A 17,893-nucleotide genomic window follows, 5' to 3' on the forward strand; every position below is an offset into this window, starting at 1 on the left:
GCGCTGCCGGATAGTTTTGTTTCCGACGTGACAATTTTCCCGCCTGCCTACCATCCCGACCATATCGCCCATGAATTTCCTACAACTTTTCATCCTCTCCGTCGTCCAGGGCTTCGCCGAACTGCTGCCCGTGTCCAGCTCCGCCCACGTCATCGTGGCGGAAAAACTGATGGGCCTGGACCCCACGTCGCCGGAACTGACCATGCTGCTCGTGATGCTGCACACGGGCACCATGTTTGCCGTCATCGTGTATTTCTGGAAATCCTGGCGCGCCACGTATTTCAGCTCGGCTACGGCCTTCCGCAGCAATGTGCTGCTGCTCGTGGCAGCCACGGCCCTGACGGGCATCGTCGGCTTCGGCTTGCTGAAGGGCATTACGCACATCATGAGCAAGGATGCGCCCGGCTTTGAAATCGAACACCTGTTCGGCAACGCGAAGCTGATGGCCGCCGCGCTGGCCGCCGCCGGCGTGCTGATCATCGTCTCGTCGCGCCTGCAGGCGCGGGAAAGCGGCACCTTGTCCATCGGCAAGGCGATGGTGATCGGCGCCGTGCAGGGACTGTGCCTGCCCTTCCGGGGTTTTTCCCGCTCGGGCGCCACCATTTCCGCCGGCATCGCCATGGGCGTGCCGCAGCGCCGCGCCGAGGAATTCAGCTTCGCCCTGGCCGTGGTGCTGACGCCAGCCGTGCTGGTCAAGGAAGGCTGGCGCTTTTACCAGGCCGTCGCCAATGGCAGCCTGGACCACCTGGAACACGGCAACAGCCTGCTGCAGCTGATCGGCCCCAGCCTGCTGGGCATGCTGCTGTCCTTCCTGGCCGGCCTGCTGGCCCTGCGCTGGCTGTCGCGCTGGCTGGAACAGGGCCGCTGGCATTTCTTTGGCGCATATTGCCTGCTGGCCTCCCTGGTGGTGCTGTACGTAGGGTAAAATCGGCGGGTTTGCGTTAAACGCCGATAAAACCTGCTGCGCGTCGTGATTGACGGCCTGCGATGCTCACTGCCTCGGCGGCCCCGTACTCCGTACAGTTGCGCTTCCCGGGCCAACGGGGGCGCCGAGCCCCCCCCTTCCGCTCGCTACGGTTTTCTTCGGCGTTGTTGCTTTATTATCCAGCCAGGTTTTACAGGAAGCCAACGATGAATTTCGCCGCCACCGCCGCCCTTTCCCTTGCCATGTCCACCGATGCCTTCGCGGCCGCTGTGGGCAAGGGCGCCGCCCTGCACAAGCCGCAATGGCGCGAGGCGCTGCGCACGGGCCTGATCTTTGGCGTCATCGAGGCGATCACGCCCGTCATCGGCTGGGCCCTGGGCAGCGTGGCCGCGCCCTATGTGGAAGCGTGGGACCACTGGATCGCCTTCAGCCTGCTGGGCATCATCGGCCTGTTAATGATACGCAATGCCTTGTCCGACGCGGACGAGGAAGAAGCGCCGGCCCAGTCGCATTCGTTCTGGGTGCTGGCCGTCACGGGCCTGGCCACCAGCATCGACGCCATGGTGGTGGGCGCGGGCCTGGCCTTGCTAGGCGCCAACATAGTCGTCACGGCCGCCGCCATCGGCTTTTCCACCTTCGTCATGGTCACCCTGGGCGTGATGCTGGGCCGCGTGCTGGGCACGATAGCGGGCCGGCGCGCCGAACTGGCGGGCGGCCTGGTGCTGATCGTCATCGGCTGCGTGATCCTGTACGAGCATATCGGCCATCCGGCCTGAGGACGGGACCGCAGGAGGCGCGCACGGCACGCCAGGCGCCATGGCGGCGGGCCGCTTTGTGCTACATTCGGTACTCTGCATTCATGTCTCGCAAGGTGACCATCATGGAAACTCTGGAGCTGCTTTTTGCCTCGCTGGTGCGCGAAACGGCCGAGTCGATACGCGACCACCACGTCCCTTTCGCCATCAAACACGACGAGCGCGCCTATTTCGAGTGGATGGATGGGCACCCGATCGATGGCTATATCCAGGAAGCGTATCGCGAGATCGAGGAAACGGCCCAGCAACTGCGCGCCATCCGCGCGGGGTGATGACACTTGCCGCAAGCTACTGCGCGGGGCGCTGTGCGGCCTGCGATGCTCACCGCACGCCAGTGCGGTTGCGCTTCTCGGCCACACATCGCCTCCGCTCGCTACGCTTGGGGCACGCGTCGATACATTAGTTGAACCATGGCTGACAGTATTGAGCCAGATCAAACACTCTGCTGTTCCTATCGAATTGATGGCCCAATGCCATGACAATGGAATTGGAGGCGGGAGACATGGATCAGCAACAAAAACACCAGATCAGGGGTTATGAATTTCATGTGGCGGGGGCGCTGGAGAAGGATGGGCGCTATCGGGGCATGATCTTGCTCAGCAAGCGCGGCGACACGCAGCAGGTGTACGCCAAGCCCGTGCTGATTGAAACGCCGAGCAGTTTCAAGTCCGTGCATGCGGCCTTGATCGAAGCGTCGGCGTATGCCCAGGAACTCATCTATAACGGCGCCATCAAGGCGCTGCTGCCGGCCGATGCGCCGCTGGCGGGTGCACAGACGAATACACAGGCGCCGCGACCGCCCGATTTTGTTGGCAATTGAAGGCGGCAAGCGGGGCCGCCCACCCTGGGTGGCGCGTATAATGACGCGCTTTCCCGGATGAAAACTCAGAACCATGGAATATGTGAATTTGCCGCTGGTCTTCCTCGTCGGCTGCGCCCTGATCGCCTTGCTGGGCAAGAAGAATGGCTACTCGTGGTACCTGTTCTTCTTCGCCATCGCCGTGCCGGCGCCCCTGTTGCTGCTGGCCTTGCCCCATGTGGTGGGCGTAGAGGCAGCTTCGCTGACTTCCGTACGGCTGGGCACCGCCCTGTTCTTCCCCGTGGCCGGCCTGCTGCTGGCCCTGCGGCGCAAAAACTGAGCAGCGGGCAGTTTCAGCGGGCCGGCACGCCGTCCGCCAGGCGCCAGCCCACGGACAAGGCCACTTGCTGCGCTTCTTTTTCATTGCTGCAGTCGTCGTAATCGCAGGTGTCCGCATACGCGCCGCACGTTTGGTTCTGGCTGATGTACGAGCCGACCCAGCGGCCATCGCGGCGCTGGCTGGCCGTGGCGCTGATGGTGAAGCCTTTGTGGATGGTGGGATTTTCAAAAGGCATAATTCCTCCGATGCAAGAAGCGTCAGGGACCTGACTGGCTTCCACTATGCGCTTGGCGCAACGCAACGTCTGTACGCTGGCCCACACCCGTGCCATGGCGTTCGGGTATGATTTCGCCATGTGTGGACGATTCGATCAAAATGACACGGCGCGCGTGCTGGCGTCATCCTTCGGCTGGACCGACGCGGTGTTCGACAGCGAGGCCGAGCCGCACCTGAACGTGTCGCCCGGCACCTACCGGCCCGTGCTGCACATACAGGACGGCGTGCGGCGGGTCGTCGATGTGTTCTGGGGCTACCGCCCCGCCTGGGCGGCGCAGGCCACGCCCGCGCCCGGCAAGAAGAAAATTCCCATCGCCATCAACGCACGGCTGGAAAAACTGGCCGGCGCCTACTGGAAACCGCTGCTGCGGGCGGGGCGCGGCATCGTCTGCGTCGATGGCTGGTATGAATGGACGGGAGAGAAAGGCAGCAAGCAGCCGTGGCACATCCACCGCAAGGACCGCGCGCGCCTGTTCCTGCTGGTGCTGGCCCAGTTCGGCCCCTGGAAACACAGCCGCGAGGAAGCGGGCTTCGTGCTGGTGACGGCCGACAGCATGGGCGGCATGGTCGATATCCACGACCGCCGCCCCGTGGCCATCAGCCTGGAAGACGCCCACCGCTGGCTGGACCCCGCATTGACGCCGGAGCAGGCGCTGCACCTGGCGCGCACCTGCATGCTGGATGTAGAACTGTTCGAATGGCATGCCGTCGATAATCCGCTGGTGCCGTCTGCCAAACCCAAGGCCTCACCGCCGGCTGCGGCGCAGAGCGCCTTCGACTGGGGCAGCGATTAAGGTTCACGGCAGCCGCGCCAGCCGGCGCCACAGCGTTTCCATCGGCCCCTGGCGAAAATGCCGCAGCCAGTAACGGCTCAGCAGCACCTGCCCCGCCATCATCACTACCGCCAGGCCCAGCATCTCGGCCGGACGCAGCTTGGCGCCCCAGCCCAGGCCCGGCCCCTGCAGCAGCCAGGTGCCGATCAAGGATTGCAGCAGATAGTTGCTCAGCGCCATGCGTCCCACGGGTGCCAGCCATGAGCCGAGCCAGCGCAGCATGAAGGGACCGGCCAGCATCAGCGCAGCCACATAACCGGCCGCCAGCACGGGGCCGCCGGCGAACAGGCCCACTTCGAACAGGGCCGCGTCAAACACGGTTTGATACGGATCCGCCACCTGCCAGGCGATGGCGCCCGCCGCCAGCAGGTTGAACGGCAAGCCCACGCCCAGTCCCACGGCACGCACGCGGCGCCACAGGCGCTGGTGGCGCTGGGGCTGCGTCAGCCAGCCGAAACGCACGGACAAGATGCCCAGCAGGAACAGCACGATGATATGCGGCAGCATGACGGCAGCGTACAGCAGCGAGACGAGGAAATCGTTGGCGCGCAGCCGGGCCACGGCCCAGGCGCCGCCTTGCGTGTAGATGGCGTAGCGGTCCGCAAAACTGTGCAGGTCGCGCGCCGTGTCCGGCGCGCCGCCCTGCTGGCCCACGGGAATCAACAGGCACATGAATAATAGAAAACCGGCCGCCACCAACCAGGCGCGGTTGCGCACACGGCTGAGCCTGGCGGCTGCCAGGGGTAGCACCAGCATGCCGGCGACGGCATACGAAGTGAGCACGTCGCCGCTCCAGATCAGGAAACCGTGCAGCAGGCCAAACGCCAGCAGCCAGCGCAAGCGGCGCCGGTACGCTGTTTGCGCCTGCTCCCAGCTGCCCAGCTGGCGTTGCAGCGAGCGTGTCTGCAGGGCAAAGCCGGCGCCAAACAGGAACGCGAAGACGGGATAGAACTTGAACTGCGCCAGCGCCGCCACGCCGAAAATGACGAGCTGGTCCAGCACAGGCGGCTGCGCGGGCAAGGTGCCATAGCGCAGGGACAGCGTGCCCCAGGCAAAGCCCCAGATATTCACCAGCAAGATGCCAAACACGGCGATGCCGCGCAGCACATCGAGCTGCAGCAACCTGCCGGGCTTGGCGTGCATGGCGTTCAGGGGCGCGCCAGGGTCGGGTAATCGCCCACCTGCAGGCTGAAGCCGGAAGCGTCCGAGCGCAGCTGCGCGTGGCCGCCGAACGGCAAGGTGACCCGGCGGCGGATGTGGCCGAACTCCAGCCCCGTCAGCACGGGCACGGGCAGGCGCTCGCGCACATAGGCCAGCATGGCGTCGAAATCGTAGCCGTTATCCATGGGGCTCAGTTTATACGCGGAAAAATCGCCGAGCACCACGGCTTGCTGGCGCTGAAGCACGCCCGCGTGCAGCAGTTGCAGCAGCATGCGCTCGACCCGGTACGGGTGTTCGTTGACGTCTTCTAGGAACAGGATGCCGCCATCGATTGCCGGGAAATATGACGTCCCCAGCAAATGCACGAGCATGGCCAGGTTGCCGCCCCACAGCTTGCCTTGCAGCTCGACGTGCGGATTGCCAACGGACGCGCCCGTGACCGTGTGCGAGGGACCGGCCAGGCACGACCACAGCTGGTCGAGCGTAAATTGCTCGGGCTCGTCGCGGATGAAATCGTCGCAGATCATGGGGCCGGCAAAGCTGGCGCGTCCCGTCTTTGCCATCAAGCCCATGTGGAAGGCCGTGAAGTCGCTGTAGCCGACAAACAGTTTGCCGCTATCGGCCATGGCGGAAAAATCGATGTCGGGCAGGATGCGGCTGATGCCGTAGCTGCCGCGCAAGGCGATCACCACCTGCACGGCCGGGTCGGCAGCGGCCGCATGGAGCTGCGCCAAACGGCCCGCATCCGTGCCGCCGAAGCGCTGGAATCTGTGTGCGTGGTCGTAGTAATTGTGGACGGTGGCGCCTTGCGCCTGCAAGCGGGCGATGCCGCGCGCCAGGGCCGCCTCGTCGGGTGCATAACCGCCCGGCGCGACGATGGCGATGCCAATCTCAGGTGTCTTCAAAATATGCCCAAGCCTTCAAAAAATGGTGGGCGCGCCTAGGCTGGCTGGGAGCGCATCTGGGGCGCCATCTTACCTTGCAGATGCACATCGATCAAGGCGAGCAGGCGCTCGATCAGCTGGGGCGGCATGTCATGCCCCATGCCCTCGATCACCTCGATGCGGGCGCCCGGAATCAGCGCCGCCGTATCGATGCCGCAGGCGACGGGGATCAGGGGATCGGCCGCGCCATGGATCACCAGTGCCGGACAGCTAATGCTCGGCAGCAAGGCCGTGCGCTCGCCCGAGGCCGCGATGGCCACCATTTGCCGCGCCACGCCTTCGGGGCAACTGCCCCGCTGCAGCGCCGCTTCGATGCGCTGGTACAGCAGTTTTTCCGACACGGGATAGGCGGGACTGCCGATGACGCGCACGGTGGCGGCCATGTGCGCCATCAGTTCGGCGCGGCTGGCATTGCGTTTCGGACGTTGCAATAGCGCATTGCGCGCGGCCCGCGTGGGGCCGGGCAAGCCGCGCCGGCCGCTGCTCGACATGATGGACGTCAGGCTGAGCACCTGCTGCGGCGCGCGCGCCGCCATCACTTGCGCAATCATGCCGCCCATCGACACACCGATCACGTGCGCCTGCGCAATACGCAAGGCCGCCAGCAAACCCAGCGCATCGGCTGCCATGTCATCGAGGGTGTAGGAAGTTTTCAGGGGCCAGCCGACGAGGTTTTTCAAGTAGGCCAGCGGCAGATACGGCTTGCCCGCCAGCGCCATCTTGCTTGACAGGCCGCTGTCGCGGTTGTCGAAACGCACTACCCGAAAGCCTTGCTCGACGATGCCTTCGACAAAGTCCGCCGGCCAGGCGATCAGTTGCATGCCCAGGCCCATGACCAGCAGCACGCAAGGATCGTCGGGGTCGCCGTGGCTTTCATAAGCTATATTGAGGCCGTTCGCCATGATGGTTGCCATGATTGCCTCTCTTCCAGGAACCAGCACGCAGGCACGATCGCTGCGGCCTTGGAGTCAGCATACCACTATTGTGATCTTGCCATCATGACTCATGCAGAAGTCGAACTGAAGTGTTGCCGCGCCGGTACGCCGGGCGGCAACGGTACGGCTATTTACTTGGCTTTTGGCAAGGAATCAGCCAGGTCCACCCACGCTTGCAGCTGCGGCTTGCCCCGCTCGCGCACGCCGAAGAAGGAGACCACTTGCGTGCCCTCGTTATCGAAGAACTCGACCGAGGTGACGCCGCCGCGCTTGACGACCCAGCCGCTGCGCAGGGCCGTGTCGCGGATGTGCAGGTTGAAGTCCGGGTCCAGCACATTGAAGAAGCCGCCGGCAGCCATGGTTTTCTCGATCTTGCCGCTGTAGATCTGCGTCAAGCCTTCATTGCCCAGGAACACCATGATGGCGACCTTGTCCTTCGCCGCATTTTCCAGCAGGGTGCGCAGCGCCGCTGGCGTCACGCGCTCGACCACGCCGGCCGGCGCCAGGCGCAGCGCCTGTTCGCGCGACAAATGGAATTCGCGCATGATTTGCGCAAACTGGTGCACGTCCGTCATGTCTTTCCAGGCCAGCTGGAATTCCTTGACGTCGATCTCGGCATCGGGCTTTTCCGCCGCTTTCGGCGCCACGGCCAGCACGTTCAATTCCGCGCTTTGCTGGGGCAGGCGGAAGGTTGCCACCAATTTGTCGTAGACGGCCACGCCCGGCTCGTTGCGCAGGTAGATCTTGTGCACGGCCGTGCCGTTGGCATCGAAAAATTGCAGGCTGCGCGTGGGCTTGCCATCGCGGCCTGCTTGTTCCACGGCAAATGCATATTTCCAGTTTTCAAAATGGAAACGCAGGTCGATCTGGCCGCCCAGGTAGCCGCCCGCGATATTGCGCTGGCGCGCTTCCGTTTCCGGGTCCTTGGCGTCGGCCTGCTCGGACTTGTCGCCTGCCTGCTTGAACTTGCTGGCGACGCCCGTCGTTTCGATCACGCCGTTTTCATTGCGCGTGATCGCTTGCACCATGCCCAGGTCCAGCGCGGCGCGCATGATTTCGCGCGGCTGGTTGCCATCGGCCTGCAGGCGCGTGACGCCCTTGCCGATGTTGGTTGCCAGCAATTGCGCTTCAGATACACCCAGCGCGCGCGCCGCGTCGCGGATCTGCAGCTTCGGCTGCTCCGTGCGCAAGGTGGACCAGCGTTCCGCCAAAGTGGCTGGGGCCGCGTATGCGTTTGCGATCAGCAGGCTGCCTAGCAGGGATAGAACGAGTTTGGATAACTTCATAGAGAGACCATTCAATCAAACATGGAAAAAAAGAGGGGCAGGCACCCCTCCCCGGTAAAAATCAGTAGTTGATGCTGAGGCTGGCGGCGACGTTGCGGCCCGGCTTGGCATAGCGCTCGATCTCGGCGCGGTTGGCCGCCGTGGTGCCGGCCGCCAGGCTGCGCGCAGCGGCGTAATCCCAGTACTTGCGGTCCGTCAAGTTGTACACGCCGACGATGATCTTGGCGTTCTTGTGCACGTTCCAGTAGGTCGACAGGTCGAAGATGGTGTACGACGGCACCTTGTAGCGCGGCGCCGTCGTGCCCATCAACAGATCGTTCGGCGCCTGTTTCTCGCCTGCATGCAGGGCGGTCAGTTCCAGGCCGAACAGCTGGTTCGCATGGTCGTAGCCGAAGGTCAGCGCCGTCTTGGGCGGCGCCACCGAAGCCAGGCCGCCGCTCTGGCCCGTCTGGGTATTGAAGGAGCGGCCCTTGGCCACGCCCGTGGCCAGGTCGACCCGGTAGCCCTGCATGGCGGGCGACCAGGCGCCCAGCTCCGCGCGCAGGCTCAGCTCGCCGCCCCAGGTGCGGGCATCGCCGATGTTTTCCGGGCGGAACAGGCCCTGCACGATGGTGGGATAGTTGACCGGATCGTCTTCCTGCGCCACATACTCGATCATATTCTTGTATTCCGTCTGGTAGACGGAGGCGTGCATGCTCAAGCCCTTGACGATGTCGCCCTTCAAGCCCAACTCGTAGGCCTGGCTGGTTTCCTTGCGCAGATTCGCATTGCCCAGCACGGCATACCCCGTGCCCGTGCCCGTGTAGCTGAACGAATCATAGGTGCCCGTGCGCTCGGCCGCCGTCGGCAGGCGCGTGCCGCGCGTGACGGTGGCATAGGCATTCATTTGCGGCAGCACTTCCACGGACAGGCTCAGGCTCGGCGTGAAATAGGTATCGCTTTCCTTGCGCACTTCCTTGGCGGCATTGGGCACGGCGATGACATAGTTTTGCAGGTTTTTCGGTTCCAACTTGCGGTAGTCGGCGCGCAGGCCCGGCGTCAGCACGGCTTTCTTGCCGCCCACATTAAAACTGTAGTCATCGCGCACGTACACGGCTACCTTGGTGCTGTCCATGTCGGCCATGCGGTTCTTGCGCGTGATCTGGTGCACGCCCGTGGCGATGATGGTGCGGTCTTCCATCCATGGCCGGCGCGATTTGCTCTGCTCCAGCTGCACGCCGTACAGCAGCGCGTTGTCGGCGTTGAGCTGCTTGGTCGCTTCCGACGTCAGGCCGATGCTGTCATTCTTGAAGCTGGTGTCGATGGTGCGCTGCGACGGGCTGCCGAAGGTATAGCGGCCTTGCGTCTTGTCATCGATTTTCGCATTCTGCAGATACACCTTCGACGTCAGGCGGTCGAACAGGGCGAAGTCCTTCAGCGCCACGTCGTGGCCCAGGCTGACGCGCGTGCGCCTGGTGGTGGAATCCTGCTGCACGCCGGTCGGATAGTATGTGCTGACCTTGTTGCGCAGATCGCGCTTGTTTTTGCGCTCGAACATGTCGACCGTCAAGTCCAGCTTTTGTTCGCCCGGCAAGGCCCACACCAGCTTGGACAGCAAGGCGTTCGAATGCCAGTCGTCCGGATTGACGGGGGCGCTGCCGCGGCTGTCCGTCTGCTCGCCATCGCGGTGCACGTACACGGCCAGGCCTTGCAGATTGGCGCCGATCTTGGCGGCGCCCGTCAGGGTGTGCGCATTGCTGCGGTCCGCCGTGGCGCGGCCGTATTTATACGCCACATAATGGTCCACCCCTTCGCCCAGGTAATCCTCGGGCGACTTGGTGATGAAGGCCACGCTGCCGCCCAGGCCGGGATTGGCGCCGCTGGCGGCCGTCGTGCCCGAATCGATGCGCACTTCGCGGAAGGTTTCAGGATCAAAATAGTCGCGGCCCGTGCCGAAAGCGTTCAAGGTGGTGCCATCCGGTTTCGGCGCCGCATCGGGCAGGGAAATGCCATCCACGTCCAGGCTGACCCGGTTGCCTTCCATGCCGCGGATGTTGTAGCCCGTGTTGCCCGAACCATCCCACACGCTGCCGGCGCCCGAGGCCGCCATTGGCGTGCTGATCAGTGGCTGATAGCGCACGATGCCGCCCATGTCCGTCACGCCGCGGCGTTCCAGGTCTTCGCTCGTGATGACTGTCTTGGTGCCAGCGCGGCGCTCGTAATCCTGCTTGGCGTTCACGACGATTTCCGGGAAGACGGGCAGCTTGGCCGGTTCCTGCGCGGCCGTGCCCGCATTGATGGCGGCGTTTTGTGCGGCCACGGGCAGCATGGGGGCCGCAAACAGGCCCAGCAAGGCGGCGCGCAGCACCAGGTTATGGCGGCGGACAGGCAGGTGGGCTGGGGATACGACGGGTGCAGCGGTGCGCTGCAAAAGCACAGTAGTCATGATGATCCGGTGGAAGAGTGAAGGCTGGCTCTTGAACCCGGATCGATGACGATGCGTAAGGGGAAAGTTTGCTGGCGAAAACAATACTGTAACACGAATCATTCTCATTTGAGAATGGCAAAGTGGCCTAGACAGATGTTATTTCGCAACAGTTATAAAAAATGCCAGCATGAATGGCTGGCAAGGGTGGCAAGGGTGGCAATGGGGGCAAGGCCGTGGCGGCCCTGCCCTGTCCGGGCTGACGTCAGCCCTGGGGAGCAGCCAGCTTGCGCGCTTCCGCCTGCGCGCGGCGGCGCTCGGCAAAGAAACGCCGGAGGAAGGCGCCGCACTCGTCGGCCAGCACGCCGCCTTCGATGGCCGTCTGGTGGTTGAGCGCAGGCTGCTCGAACAGGTTCAGCACGGAACCGCAAGCGCCCGTCTTCGGGTCGCCCGCCCCATACACGACGCGCGCCAGGCGCGCATGCAGCATGGCGCCCGAGCACATCACGCACGGTTCCAGGGTCACATACAGTTCGCAGCCGGGCAAGCGGTAGTTGCCCAGCTTTTCGGCGGCCGCGCGCAAGGCCATCACTTCCGCGTGCGCCGTGGGGTCGTGGCGGCCGATGGGCTGATTGTAGCCCACGGCGATGACTTCTCCATCCTTGACGACGACGGCGCCCACGGGCACTTCACCCAGGTCCCACGCGTGCTGGGCCTGCTCCAGGGCCAGCTGCATGTAGCGCGCGTCCTGCGCGCTAGCGTGCGTTTCAGTCATCGGTCACTTCTGCCCAGCAATTCGGCGTTTCATGCAGCACCAGTTTATGCAGGTGCAAGCCCGTGCCGAAATGGTCGGTAAACGCCGCTTTCAGGATCTCGAAGGCGATGCGCGCCAGGTTTTCCACCGTGGGGATGCGGTCGATGACAACGGTTTTATGGTCGGGCAGGCTGGCCAGGAAGTCGCGCACGGCCGTGTCCTTTTCATAGACGAGGAAGGCGTGGTCCCACACGTCGACCAGATGCTGCTTGGCCAGGGTTTTCACGTCGGAAAAGTCCATGATCATGCCATTGTCGGAATTGCCTTCCGCTTCGATGACCTTGCCGACCAGGGTGATTTCCACCGTGTAGCGGTGGCCGTGCAGATTGCGGCACTGGCTCTTGTGGTCGGGAATGCGGTGGCCCGCGTCGAATTCGAGCTTGCGTGTGATAGTCAGCATATTATTTGTTTTAAGGTATTTGCAGGAGTTTATGGGTTTGCAGGCTCAGCTTCCATTTCGGATTGCTTTTGCACGTTTCGATCGCCAGCTTCATGTTGTGCGCAGCCAGGGGGCCATCCATCGCCTGCACGAAGAAGTTCTCGAAATCGAGGCCTTCGTAGGCGGCCAGGTCTTGCTGGAACTGGGGAATGACGACCTTGATTTCGTTACCCTTGTGCACGACCAGGGTGGAACCCATCTTCGGGCTGACACAGATCCAGTCCACGCCGGCCGGCACGGGCAAGGTGCCGTTGGTTTCGATGGCGATGGTAAAGCCCACCGCGTGCATGGCGTCGATCAGGGCCGTGTCGAGCTGCAGCAGCGGCTCGCCGCCCGTAAACACCACGTATTTGCTGGCGGCATAGCTGGCCGGCCACAGGCTGTCGATCAGCGCGGCCAGTTCGGCCGGCGTCTTGAACTTGCCGCCCAGTTCGCCGTCCGTGCCGACGAAGTCCGTGTCGCAGAACTGGCACACGGCCGTGGCGCGGTCGCTTTCGCGGCCCGTCCACAGGTTGCAGCCGGAAAAGCGGCAAAACACGGCCGGACGGCCCGCGTGCGCACCTTCGCCCTGCAGGGTGTAAAAAATCTCTTTGATGCTATAAGTCACTGTATTTCCTAAGAGCTGGCTGGCGTCCTCGCGCAAGGGCGTACGCAGCGATGCCAGCGCATGCCGCCGGAACCGCAAAAGCCGATTGACAACCCTCTATTATATGCCGCCACGACACTTCCCGTGCAAATGCCGTGGCCGCCGCCTGATGCTGGCGCATCAGCGGGCGAGAAAGCCACAGCGGCAGGCTTAACTGCGCAGCTTTTGCGTTTAGACAATATAAATAACCCAAAGTTAATATATTTTCTGTAAGAACATTGCCTGATGGAAAACATTTAGGGAGCAAGCACATGCTGCACCGCTGGCTACGCCTGCCGTACCGCCTGAGCATTCTGGCCTGCCTGGCGGCCAGCGCACTCGCGTCCCTGCACGCGGGCCACGCCGCCGGGCCCCTGGTGCAAGCCGATCCGTCCTGGTCCCTGATGACGGTTTGCGCCCTCCTGCTGGGCGCGCTGGCGCTGCTGCTGTGGCGCCAGCACCGGCTGGCACTGCGCCTGCAGGCACTGGAACAGCAGCGCGCCGATGCCGAGCAGGCCCGCCTGGCCTGCGAACAGCGCAAGGCGCGCGAGCAGGAACGCCTGCGCATCGGGCGCGATATCCACGACGACCTGGGCCAGCATTTGCTGACTCTGAAAATCGACCTGTCCATGCTGCAGACCAGCACGCATGGCGCCACGCCCTTGCTGGCGCGGCAACTGGCCATGATGGCGCACAATGTCGACCTCAGCATCGCCGCGCTGCGCCGCGTCATCCACGACCTGCGCCCGCCCGCCCTCGATGCGGGCTTGCAAGCGGCGTGCGACGGCTTGCTGGCGGACTTCCAGCGCAGCACCGGCATCGATTGCAGCTGCGAATACCTGCTCGACGCCGCCGCCGGCAGCGCACACGGCCCCCTGCTGTACCACGCGCTGCAGGAAGGGCTGGCCAATATTGCCCGCCATGCGCGCGCCACGCATGTCCAGCTGTGCCTGCAACAAGTGGGCGACACCCTGGCATGCCGCATCAGCGACGACGGCGTCGGCCTGTCGGGCTCGCCGCCACGCCTCGGTTGCGGCCTGTCCGGCATGCATGAACGCGTGGCTGCAGCCGGCGGCAGCCTGCACATCGAAAGCCTCAGCGGCGCCGGCACCACCTTGCGCCTGTCGCTGCCGCTGGCCGCCTGCCCGGACGAGTCGCCGGTTCAGGGCTGATAGTCGTGCACAATAAATATTGCTCAAGATCAACACCTTCCACCCCGCCACGCTGCATCATGGCCAACGAGCCCGCCCCATTCACCCATGAAGGATGCTTACATGCCGGATAGCCATGCCTACGCCAGCGCATCGCCCCACGATGAAGCCCAGGGTTTCGCCGTCAAGATGATGGAATTGCTGGTGGTGCCCACCTTTGTCCTCGATGTGCATGGCCGGGTGATGATCTGGAACCGTGCCTGCGAGCAGCTGACGGGCGTGCCGGCCAGCGAAGTGCTGGGCATGACCGAGCCGGGCCGCTGCTTTTACAACGACGAGCGCCCCACCCTGGCCGACCTGCTGCTGGCCGGACGGGGCGGCGACATGCGCGCGCTGCATGCACAGCAGCAATACCGCAGCAGCACGGGCACCAATCTGTGCGCGGAAAACTGGTGCGACATGCCGCGCACGGGGCGGCGCCGCTACCTGGCCGTCGATGCCAGCCCCATCCACGGCAATGTGGGCGAACTGGTGGCCGTGGTGGAAACCCTGCGCGACATGACGGACGAGAAGCGCGCGCAGGTGGAACTGGAACGCCTGGCCACGCGCGACGGCCTGACGGGGCTGGCGAACCGGCGCTGCTTCGACGACACCGTCCTCGCCGAATGGCAGCGCGCCCAGCGCCAAAGCCAGCCCCTGTCGCTGCTGATGGTCGACGTCGACAATTTCAAGGAGTACAACGACAGCCACGGCCATCAGGGCGGCGACCTGTGCCTGCGCAAGGTCGCCGGTGCCGTGGCCAGCGAAATGCGCACGAACGACCTGGTGGCCCGCTATGGCGGCGAAGAATTTGCCGTCATCCTGCCGAACCAGTCGCTGAAAGGCGCGGCCATCGTGGCCGAGCGCATCCGCCAGCGCGTGGAGCGGCTGCAACTGCCGCGCAAGCGCGCGGACGGCGCCTGCGTCACCGTCAGCATCGGCGCCGCCACGGCCCTGCCCGGCCCCGGCACGGAACTGGGCCAGCTGATCCACACGGCCGACTGCGCGCTGTACCGCGCCAAGCACCTGGGCCGCAACCGCATCAGCCTGCCGGAGACGACACTCACCTAGGCCCCGGGGCCAGCGCATCCCGCTGCCGCCCCTCCCTGGGTTTTTCCGCGCAGCAGTTCCCTCCCCTATGCATGACGGCGTGAATATTCTATGCTGCGGTGTTGCACTTTCATAACATCCCAAATAGAAGGAGCCCCCGTGTCAAGAGCCATGCCCCTGTTTATCCCCGCTTTCGCCCTGGCCCTGTCGGCCATGGTCTCGTCGAACCTGGCCGCCGCGCCCGTCAAACCGGCCGCCGCCCACAGCGCCGCCGCCAGCAAGGCCGACCTGCTGCCATTCAAGGCGACGGAAAAAACCTTGCCCAACGGCTTGAAAATCATCATCGTGCCGACCGGCTTCCCCAACCTCGTCTCGCTGCAGATTCCCGTGCAGACGGGGTCGCGCAATGAAGTCGAGCCGGGCAAGTCCGGCTTTGCCCACTTTTTCGAACACATGATGTTCCGCGGCACCAAGGCCTATCCGCCCGAAAAATACCAGGAAGTGATCACCCGGGCCGGCGCGCGCCAGAACGCCTACACGAGCGACGACCTGACCAATTACCACACGACGTTTGCCAAGCAGGACCTGGAAACCGTGCTGAAGGTGGAAGCGGACCGCTTCCAGCACCTCGATTACGCGGAAGACGCGTTCAAGACGGAATCGCGGGCCGTGCTGGGCGAGTACAACAAGAACAGCGCCAATCCCATGTCGAAGCTGTTCGAAGTGATGCGCGACAGCGCCTACACCACGCATACCTACAAGCACACGACGATGGGCTTCATCCAGGACATCGAGGACATGCCGAATCAGTACGCGTATTCGAAGATCTTCTTCGACCGCTGGTACCGTCCCGAGCGCACCACCATCATCATCGCGGGCGACGTGGAGCCGCAGCAAGCGATCGCGCTGGTGGAAAAATACTGGAGCAGCTGGCAGCGCGGCAAGCAGCAGGCGGCCGTGCCCGTGGAGCCAAAACCGCACGGTCCCGTCTACAAGCACGTGGCCTGGCCCACGCCGACCCTGCCGTGGGTGGCCGTGGGCTTCCATGCGCCCGCGTTTTCCGTGAAGGACAAGGACCAGGCGGCGCTGGCCACCCTGCTGTCGCTGTCGTTCGGCCGCACCTCGCCGCTGTACAAGCGCCTGGTGCAGAACGAACAGAAGGTCGACCAGCTGTTCGACATGACGCCGGACCGGGTCGACCCCACCCTGGCCGTGATCGGCGCACGCGTGAAAAACATCGACGACGCTGTCTACGTGCGCAACGCCATCCTGGCCACCGTGGCGCAGCTGCGCGACACGCCAGTGAGCGACAAGGACCTGGCGGACGCCAAGTCGGCGGAAAAATACGGCCTGATCCGCTCGCTCGACAACACGGAACAGATCGCCGGCACCCTGGCGTCCTTCGTGCATTTCGACCGCTCGTACGCCACCATCAATCAGTACTACCGCCTGATCGACACGCTCACGCCGGCCGACCTGCAAGCGGCCGCGCGCAAATACCTGACGGGCGAAGGCCTGGTGGTGACCACCCTGTCGAACCAGCCGATGGCAGCGGCCATCGCCGCCACGCCGACACTGGCCAGCCTGCTGCCGGCTGTCTCGACCGCGAAGTTCGACGTGCTGGTGCAAAAATCCGCGCTGCCGCAAATCCGCTACAAGCTGCTGTTCATGGCTGGTTCCGCGCAAGACCCGCAGGGCAAGGAAGGCCTGGCCGCGCTGACGGCCGCCATGGTGGCGTCGGGCGGTTCGTCCGAGCGCAAGATCGACGAAGTCAACCAGGCCCTGTTCCCGCTGGCCGGCAGTTTTTCCCAGCAGACGGACAAGGAAATGACGACGTTTACGGGCTCCATCCACAGGGATAACTGGACCCAGTTCAACGCCATCGCCCTGCCCCTGCTGCTCTCGCCCGGCTTCCGCGAGGACGACTTCCGCCGCCTGAAGGATGCGCAGCGCAACGCACTGCTGCTGGACCTGAAGGACAATAACGAAGAGGAGTTCGCCAAGGAGCGCCTGCAGACGAACGTCTACGCGGGCACGCCGTACGGCCATCCCGTGCTGGGCACGGTGGCCGGCATCGACGCCATCACCCTGGACGACGTGAAGCAGTTCTGGAAGAGCGCGTATGCGCAGGGCGCCGTCAAGGTGGGCATTTCCGGCGACGTATCGGACGCCATGACGGCCTCGCTGACGCAGGCGCTGGCAAGCTTGCCGGCCGGTCCCGGCTTGCCTGCCACGGTAAAACCCGCGGGCCGCAAGGCGCAGGGCCTGGAAGTGGAAATCATCGAGAAGAACACGCGCGCCACGGCGATTTCCTTCGGCCTGCCGCTGGACGTGACACGCACGCACCCAGACTTCCCCGCCCTGTGGCTGGCAAAAACGTGGCTGGGCGAGCACCGCGCCTCGAATTCCTACCTGTACCAGCGCATCCGTGAAATCCGCGGCATGAACTACGGCGATTACGCGTACATTGAAGCCTTCCCGCGCGGCATGTACCAGTTCTTCCCGAATCCGAACCTGGGTCGCAAGGCGCAGCTGTTCGAGATCTGGATCCGTCCCGTGGCGCCGGACAACGCCCACTTCGCCCTGCGCGTGGCCCTGACGGAATTGGGCAAGCTCATCGACAACGGCCTGACGCAGGACGATTTCGCCACCACGCGCGACTACCTGATGAAGAACGTGTTTGTCATGACCTCGACGCAGGACCAGCAGCTCGGTTATGCGCTCGACTCGCAATGGTATGGCACGCCCGAGTTCACCAAGCTGATGCGTGACGGCTTGTCGAAACTGACGCTGGCCGACGTCAACCGCGCCATCAAACAGCACCTGTCGGCGAAAAACCTGTCCGTGGTGATCGTCGCCAAGGATGCGGCAGGCTTGAAGGATAAGCTCGTCAGCGACGTGTTTTCGCCCATCAAGTACGACGGCAACAAGCCGCAGGCCCTGCTCGATGAAGACAAGGTCATCGGCGCGATGAAGCTGGACATCAAGCCAGCCGCCGTCACCGTCACGCCGGCGGCGCAGGCGTTCGCCAAATAGCGCGGCAACGCACCAGATAAA

At 64.1% G+C, this 17,893-nt stretch carries 18 protein-coding genes; 9 read left to right on the forward strand and 9 right to left on the reverse strand.

Annotated elements, in window-relative coordinates; translation table 11 throughout:
- Positions 1 to 70: 70 nt before the first annotated feature.
- The 5 genes from VPH41_RS11065 (at position 71) to VPH41_RS11085 (ending at position 2,879) form a co-directional block, all read left to right on the forward strand.
- Entirely contained in the window at positions 71 to 925 is an 855-nt protein-coding gene (locus tag VPH41_RS11065; protein ID WP_152280838.1) for an undecaprenyl-diphosphate phosphatase, read from the forward strand.
- A 206-nt stretch (positions 926 to 1,131) separates the two neighbouring features.
- On the forward strand, positions 1,132 to 1,701 hold the full coding sequence (gene mntP / locus VPH41_RS11070) for a manganese efflux pump MntP (protein ID WP_152255590.1): 570 nt from the start codon (positions 1,132 to 1,134) through the stop codon (positions 1,699 to 1,701).
- A 104-nt stretch (positions 1,702 to 1,805) separates the two neighbouring features.
- The gene (locus VPH41_RS11075; RefSeq protein WP_152255589.1) at positions 1,806 to 2,012 is read left to right on the forward strand and encodes a hypothetical protein; all 207 of its coding nucleotides are present in this window, start codon (positions 1,806 to 1,808) and stop codon (positions 2,010 to 2,012) included.
- 230 nt (positions 2,013 to 2,242) lie between these two features.
- Complete coding sequence (locus VPH41_RS11080) at positions 2,243 to 2,560, forward strand: hypothetical protein (protein WP_152280836.1); 318 nt, start codon at positions 2,243 to 2,245, stop codon at positions 2,558 to 2,560.
- 73 nt (positions 2,561 to 2,633) lie between these two features.
- Complete coding sequence (locus tag VPH41_RS11085) at positions 2,634 to 2,879, forward strand: hypothetical protein (RefSeq protein ID WP_328570024.1); 246 nt, start codon at positions 2,634 to 2,636, stop codon at positions 2,877 to 2,879.
- 13 nt (positions 2,880 to 2,892) lie between these two features.
- Here VPH41_RS11085 and VPH41_RS11090 read toward each other — a convergent pair whose 3' ends face one another.
- Positions 2,893 to 3,114 carry a hypothetical protein gene (locus VPH41_RS11090; RefSeq protein ID WP_152280834.1) on the reverse strand — a complete coding sequence of 74 codons (222 nt, stop codon included), beginning with the start codon at positions 3,112 to 3,114 and terminating at the stop codon, positions 2,893 to 2,895.
- A gap of 118 nt (positions 3,115 to 3,232) precedes the next feature.
- On the opposite strand from VPH41_RS11090, the gene VPH41_RS11095 reads away from it, so the two are divergent.
- A complete protein-coding gene (locus tag VPH41_RS11095) occupies positions 3,233 to 3,949 on the forward strand; it encodes an SOS response-associated peptidase (protein ID WP_328570025.1) in 717 nt (238 codons plus the stop codon).
- A gap of 3 nt (positions 3,950 to 3,952) precedes the next feature.
- Here the strand turns inward: VPH41_RS11095 and VPH41_RS11100 are convergent, their stop codons facing one another.
- The 8 genes from VPH41_RS11100 to queE form a co-directional block, all read right to left on the reverse strand.
- Positions 3,953 to 5,131 carry a DUF418 domain-containing protein gene (locus tag VPH41_RS11100; RefSeq protein ID WP_328570026.1) on the reverse strand — a complete coding sequence of 393 codons (1,179 nt, stop codon included), beginning with the start codon at positions 5,129 to 5,131 and terminating at the stop codon, positions 3,953 to 3,955.
- Positions 5,132 to 5,136: 5 nt separating this feature from the next.
- Positions 5,137 to 6,054 carry a muramoyltetrapeptide carboxypeptidase gene (gene ldcA, locus VPH41_RS11105; RefSeq protein WP_328570027.1) on the reverse strand — a complete coding sequence of 306 codons (918 nt, stop codon included), beginning with the start codon at positions 6,052 to 6,054 and terminating at the stop codon, positions 5,137 to 5,139.
- A gap of 35 nt (positions 6,055 to 6,089) precedes the next feature.
- On the reverse strand, positions 6,090 to 7,007 hold the full coding sequence (locus tag VPH41_RS11110; protein WP_152280829.1) for an alpha/beta fold hydrolase: 918 nt from the start codon (positions 7,005 to 7,007) through the stop codon (positions 6,090 to 6,092).
- Between the two features lie 152 nt (positions 7,008 to 7,159).
- Positions 7,160 to 8,314, reverse strand: a complete 1,155-nt coding sequence (locus VPH41_RS11115; protein WP_328570028.1) for a hemin-degrading factor — start codon at positions 8,312 to 8,314, stop codon at positions 7,160 to 7,162.
- A 61-nt stretch (positions 8,315 to 8,375) separates the two neighbouring features.
- Positions 8,376 to 10,739 (reverse strand): TonB-dependent hemoglobin/transferrin/lactoferrin family receptor, encoded by a 2,364-nt coding sequence (locus tag VPH41_RS11120; protein WP_328570029.1) that lies wholly within the window; start codon positions 10,737 to 10,739, stop codon positions 8,376 to 8,378.
- Between the two features lie 244 nt (positions 10,740 to 10,983).
- On the reverse strand, positions 10,984 to 11,493 hold the full coding sequence (tadA, locus tag VPH41_RS11125; RefSeq protein ID WP_287773368.1) for a tRNA adenosine(34) deaminase TadA: 510 nt from the start codon (positions 11,491 to 11,493) through the stop codon (positions 10,984 to 10,986).
- Positions 11,486 to 11,932: a 6-carboxytetrahydropterin synthase QueD gene (gene queD, locus VPH41_RS11130; protein ID WP_035819191.1), complete on the reverse strand. Its 447-nt coding sequence runs from the start codon at positions 11,930 to 11,932 to the stop codon at positions 11,486 to 11,488. Before queD ends, tadA begins: the two co-directional genes overlap by 8 nt.
- Before the next feature lie 10 nt (positions 11,933 to 11,942).
- The gene (queE, locus tag VPH41_RS11135) at positions 11,943 to 12,578 is read right to left on the reverse strand and encodes a 7-carboxy-7-deazaguanine synthase (RefSeq protein ID WP_287773372.1); all 636 of its coding nucleotides are present in this window, start codon (positions 12,576 to 12,578) and stop codon (positions 11,943 to 11,945) included.
- A 290-nt stretch (positions 12,579 to 12,868) separates the two neighbouring features.
- Between queE and VPH41_RS11140 the strand changes: the two genes are divergently transcribed.
- The 3 genes from VPH41_RS11140 to VPH41_RS11150 all read left to right on the forward strand — a co-directional run bounded on the left by VPH41_RS11140 (position 12,869) and on the right by VPH41_RS11150 (position 17,872).
- Complete coding sequence (locus VPH41_RS11140; RefSeq protein WP_328570030.1) at positions 12,869 to 13,768, forward strand: sensor histidine kinase; 900 nt, start codon at positions 12,869 to 12,871, stop codon at positions 13,766 to 13,768.
- A 102-nt stretch (positions 13,769 to 13,870) separates the two neighbouring features.
- Positions 13,871 to 14,857 (forward strand): sensor domain-containing diguanylate cyclase, encoded by a 987-nt coding sequence (locus tag VPH41_RS11145; RefSeq protein ID WP_152280822.1) that lies wholly within the window; start codon positions 13,871 to 13,873, stop codon positions 14,855 to 14,857.
- Between the two features lie 138 nt (positions 14,858 to 14,995).
- Positions 14,996 to 17,872, forward strand: coding sequence for a M16 family metallopeptidase (locus tag VPH41_RS11150; protein ID WP_328570031.1), 2,877 nt, complete (start codon positions 14,996 to 14,998; stop codon positions 17,870 to 17,872).
- Positions 17,873 to 17,893 lie beyond the last annotated feature (21 nt).

Origin of the sequence: Janthinobacterium sp. P210006 (assembly GCF_036231885.1) — a bacterium.
In the GTDB taxonomy this organism is placed as follows: Bacteria; Pseudomonadota; Gammaproteobacteria; order Burkholderiales; family Burkholderiaceae_D; genus Janthinobacterium; species Janthinobacterium violaceinigrum.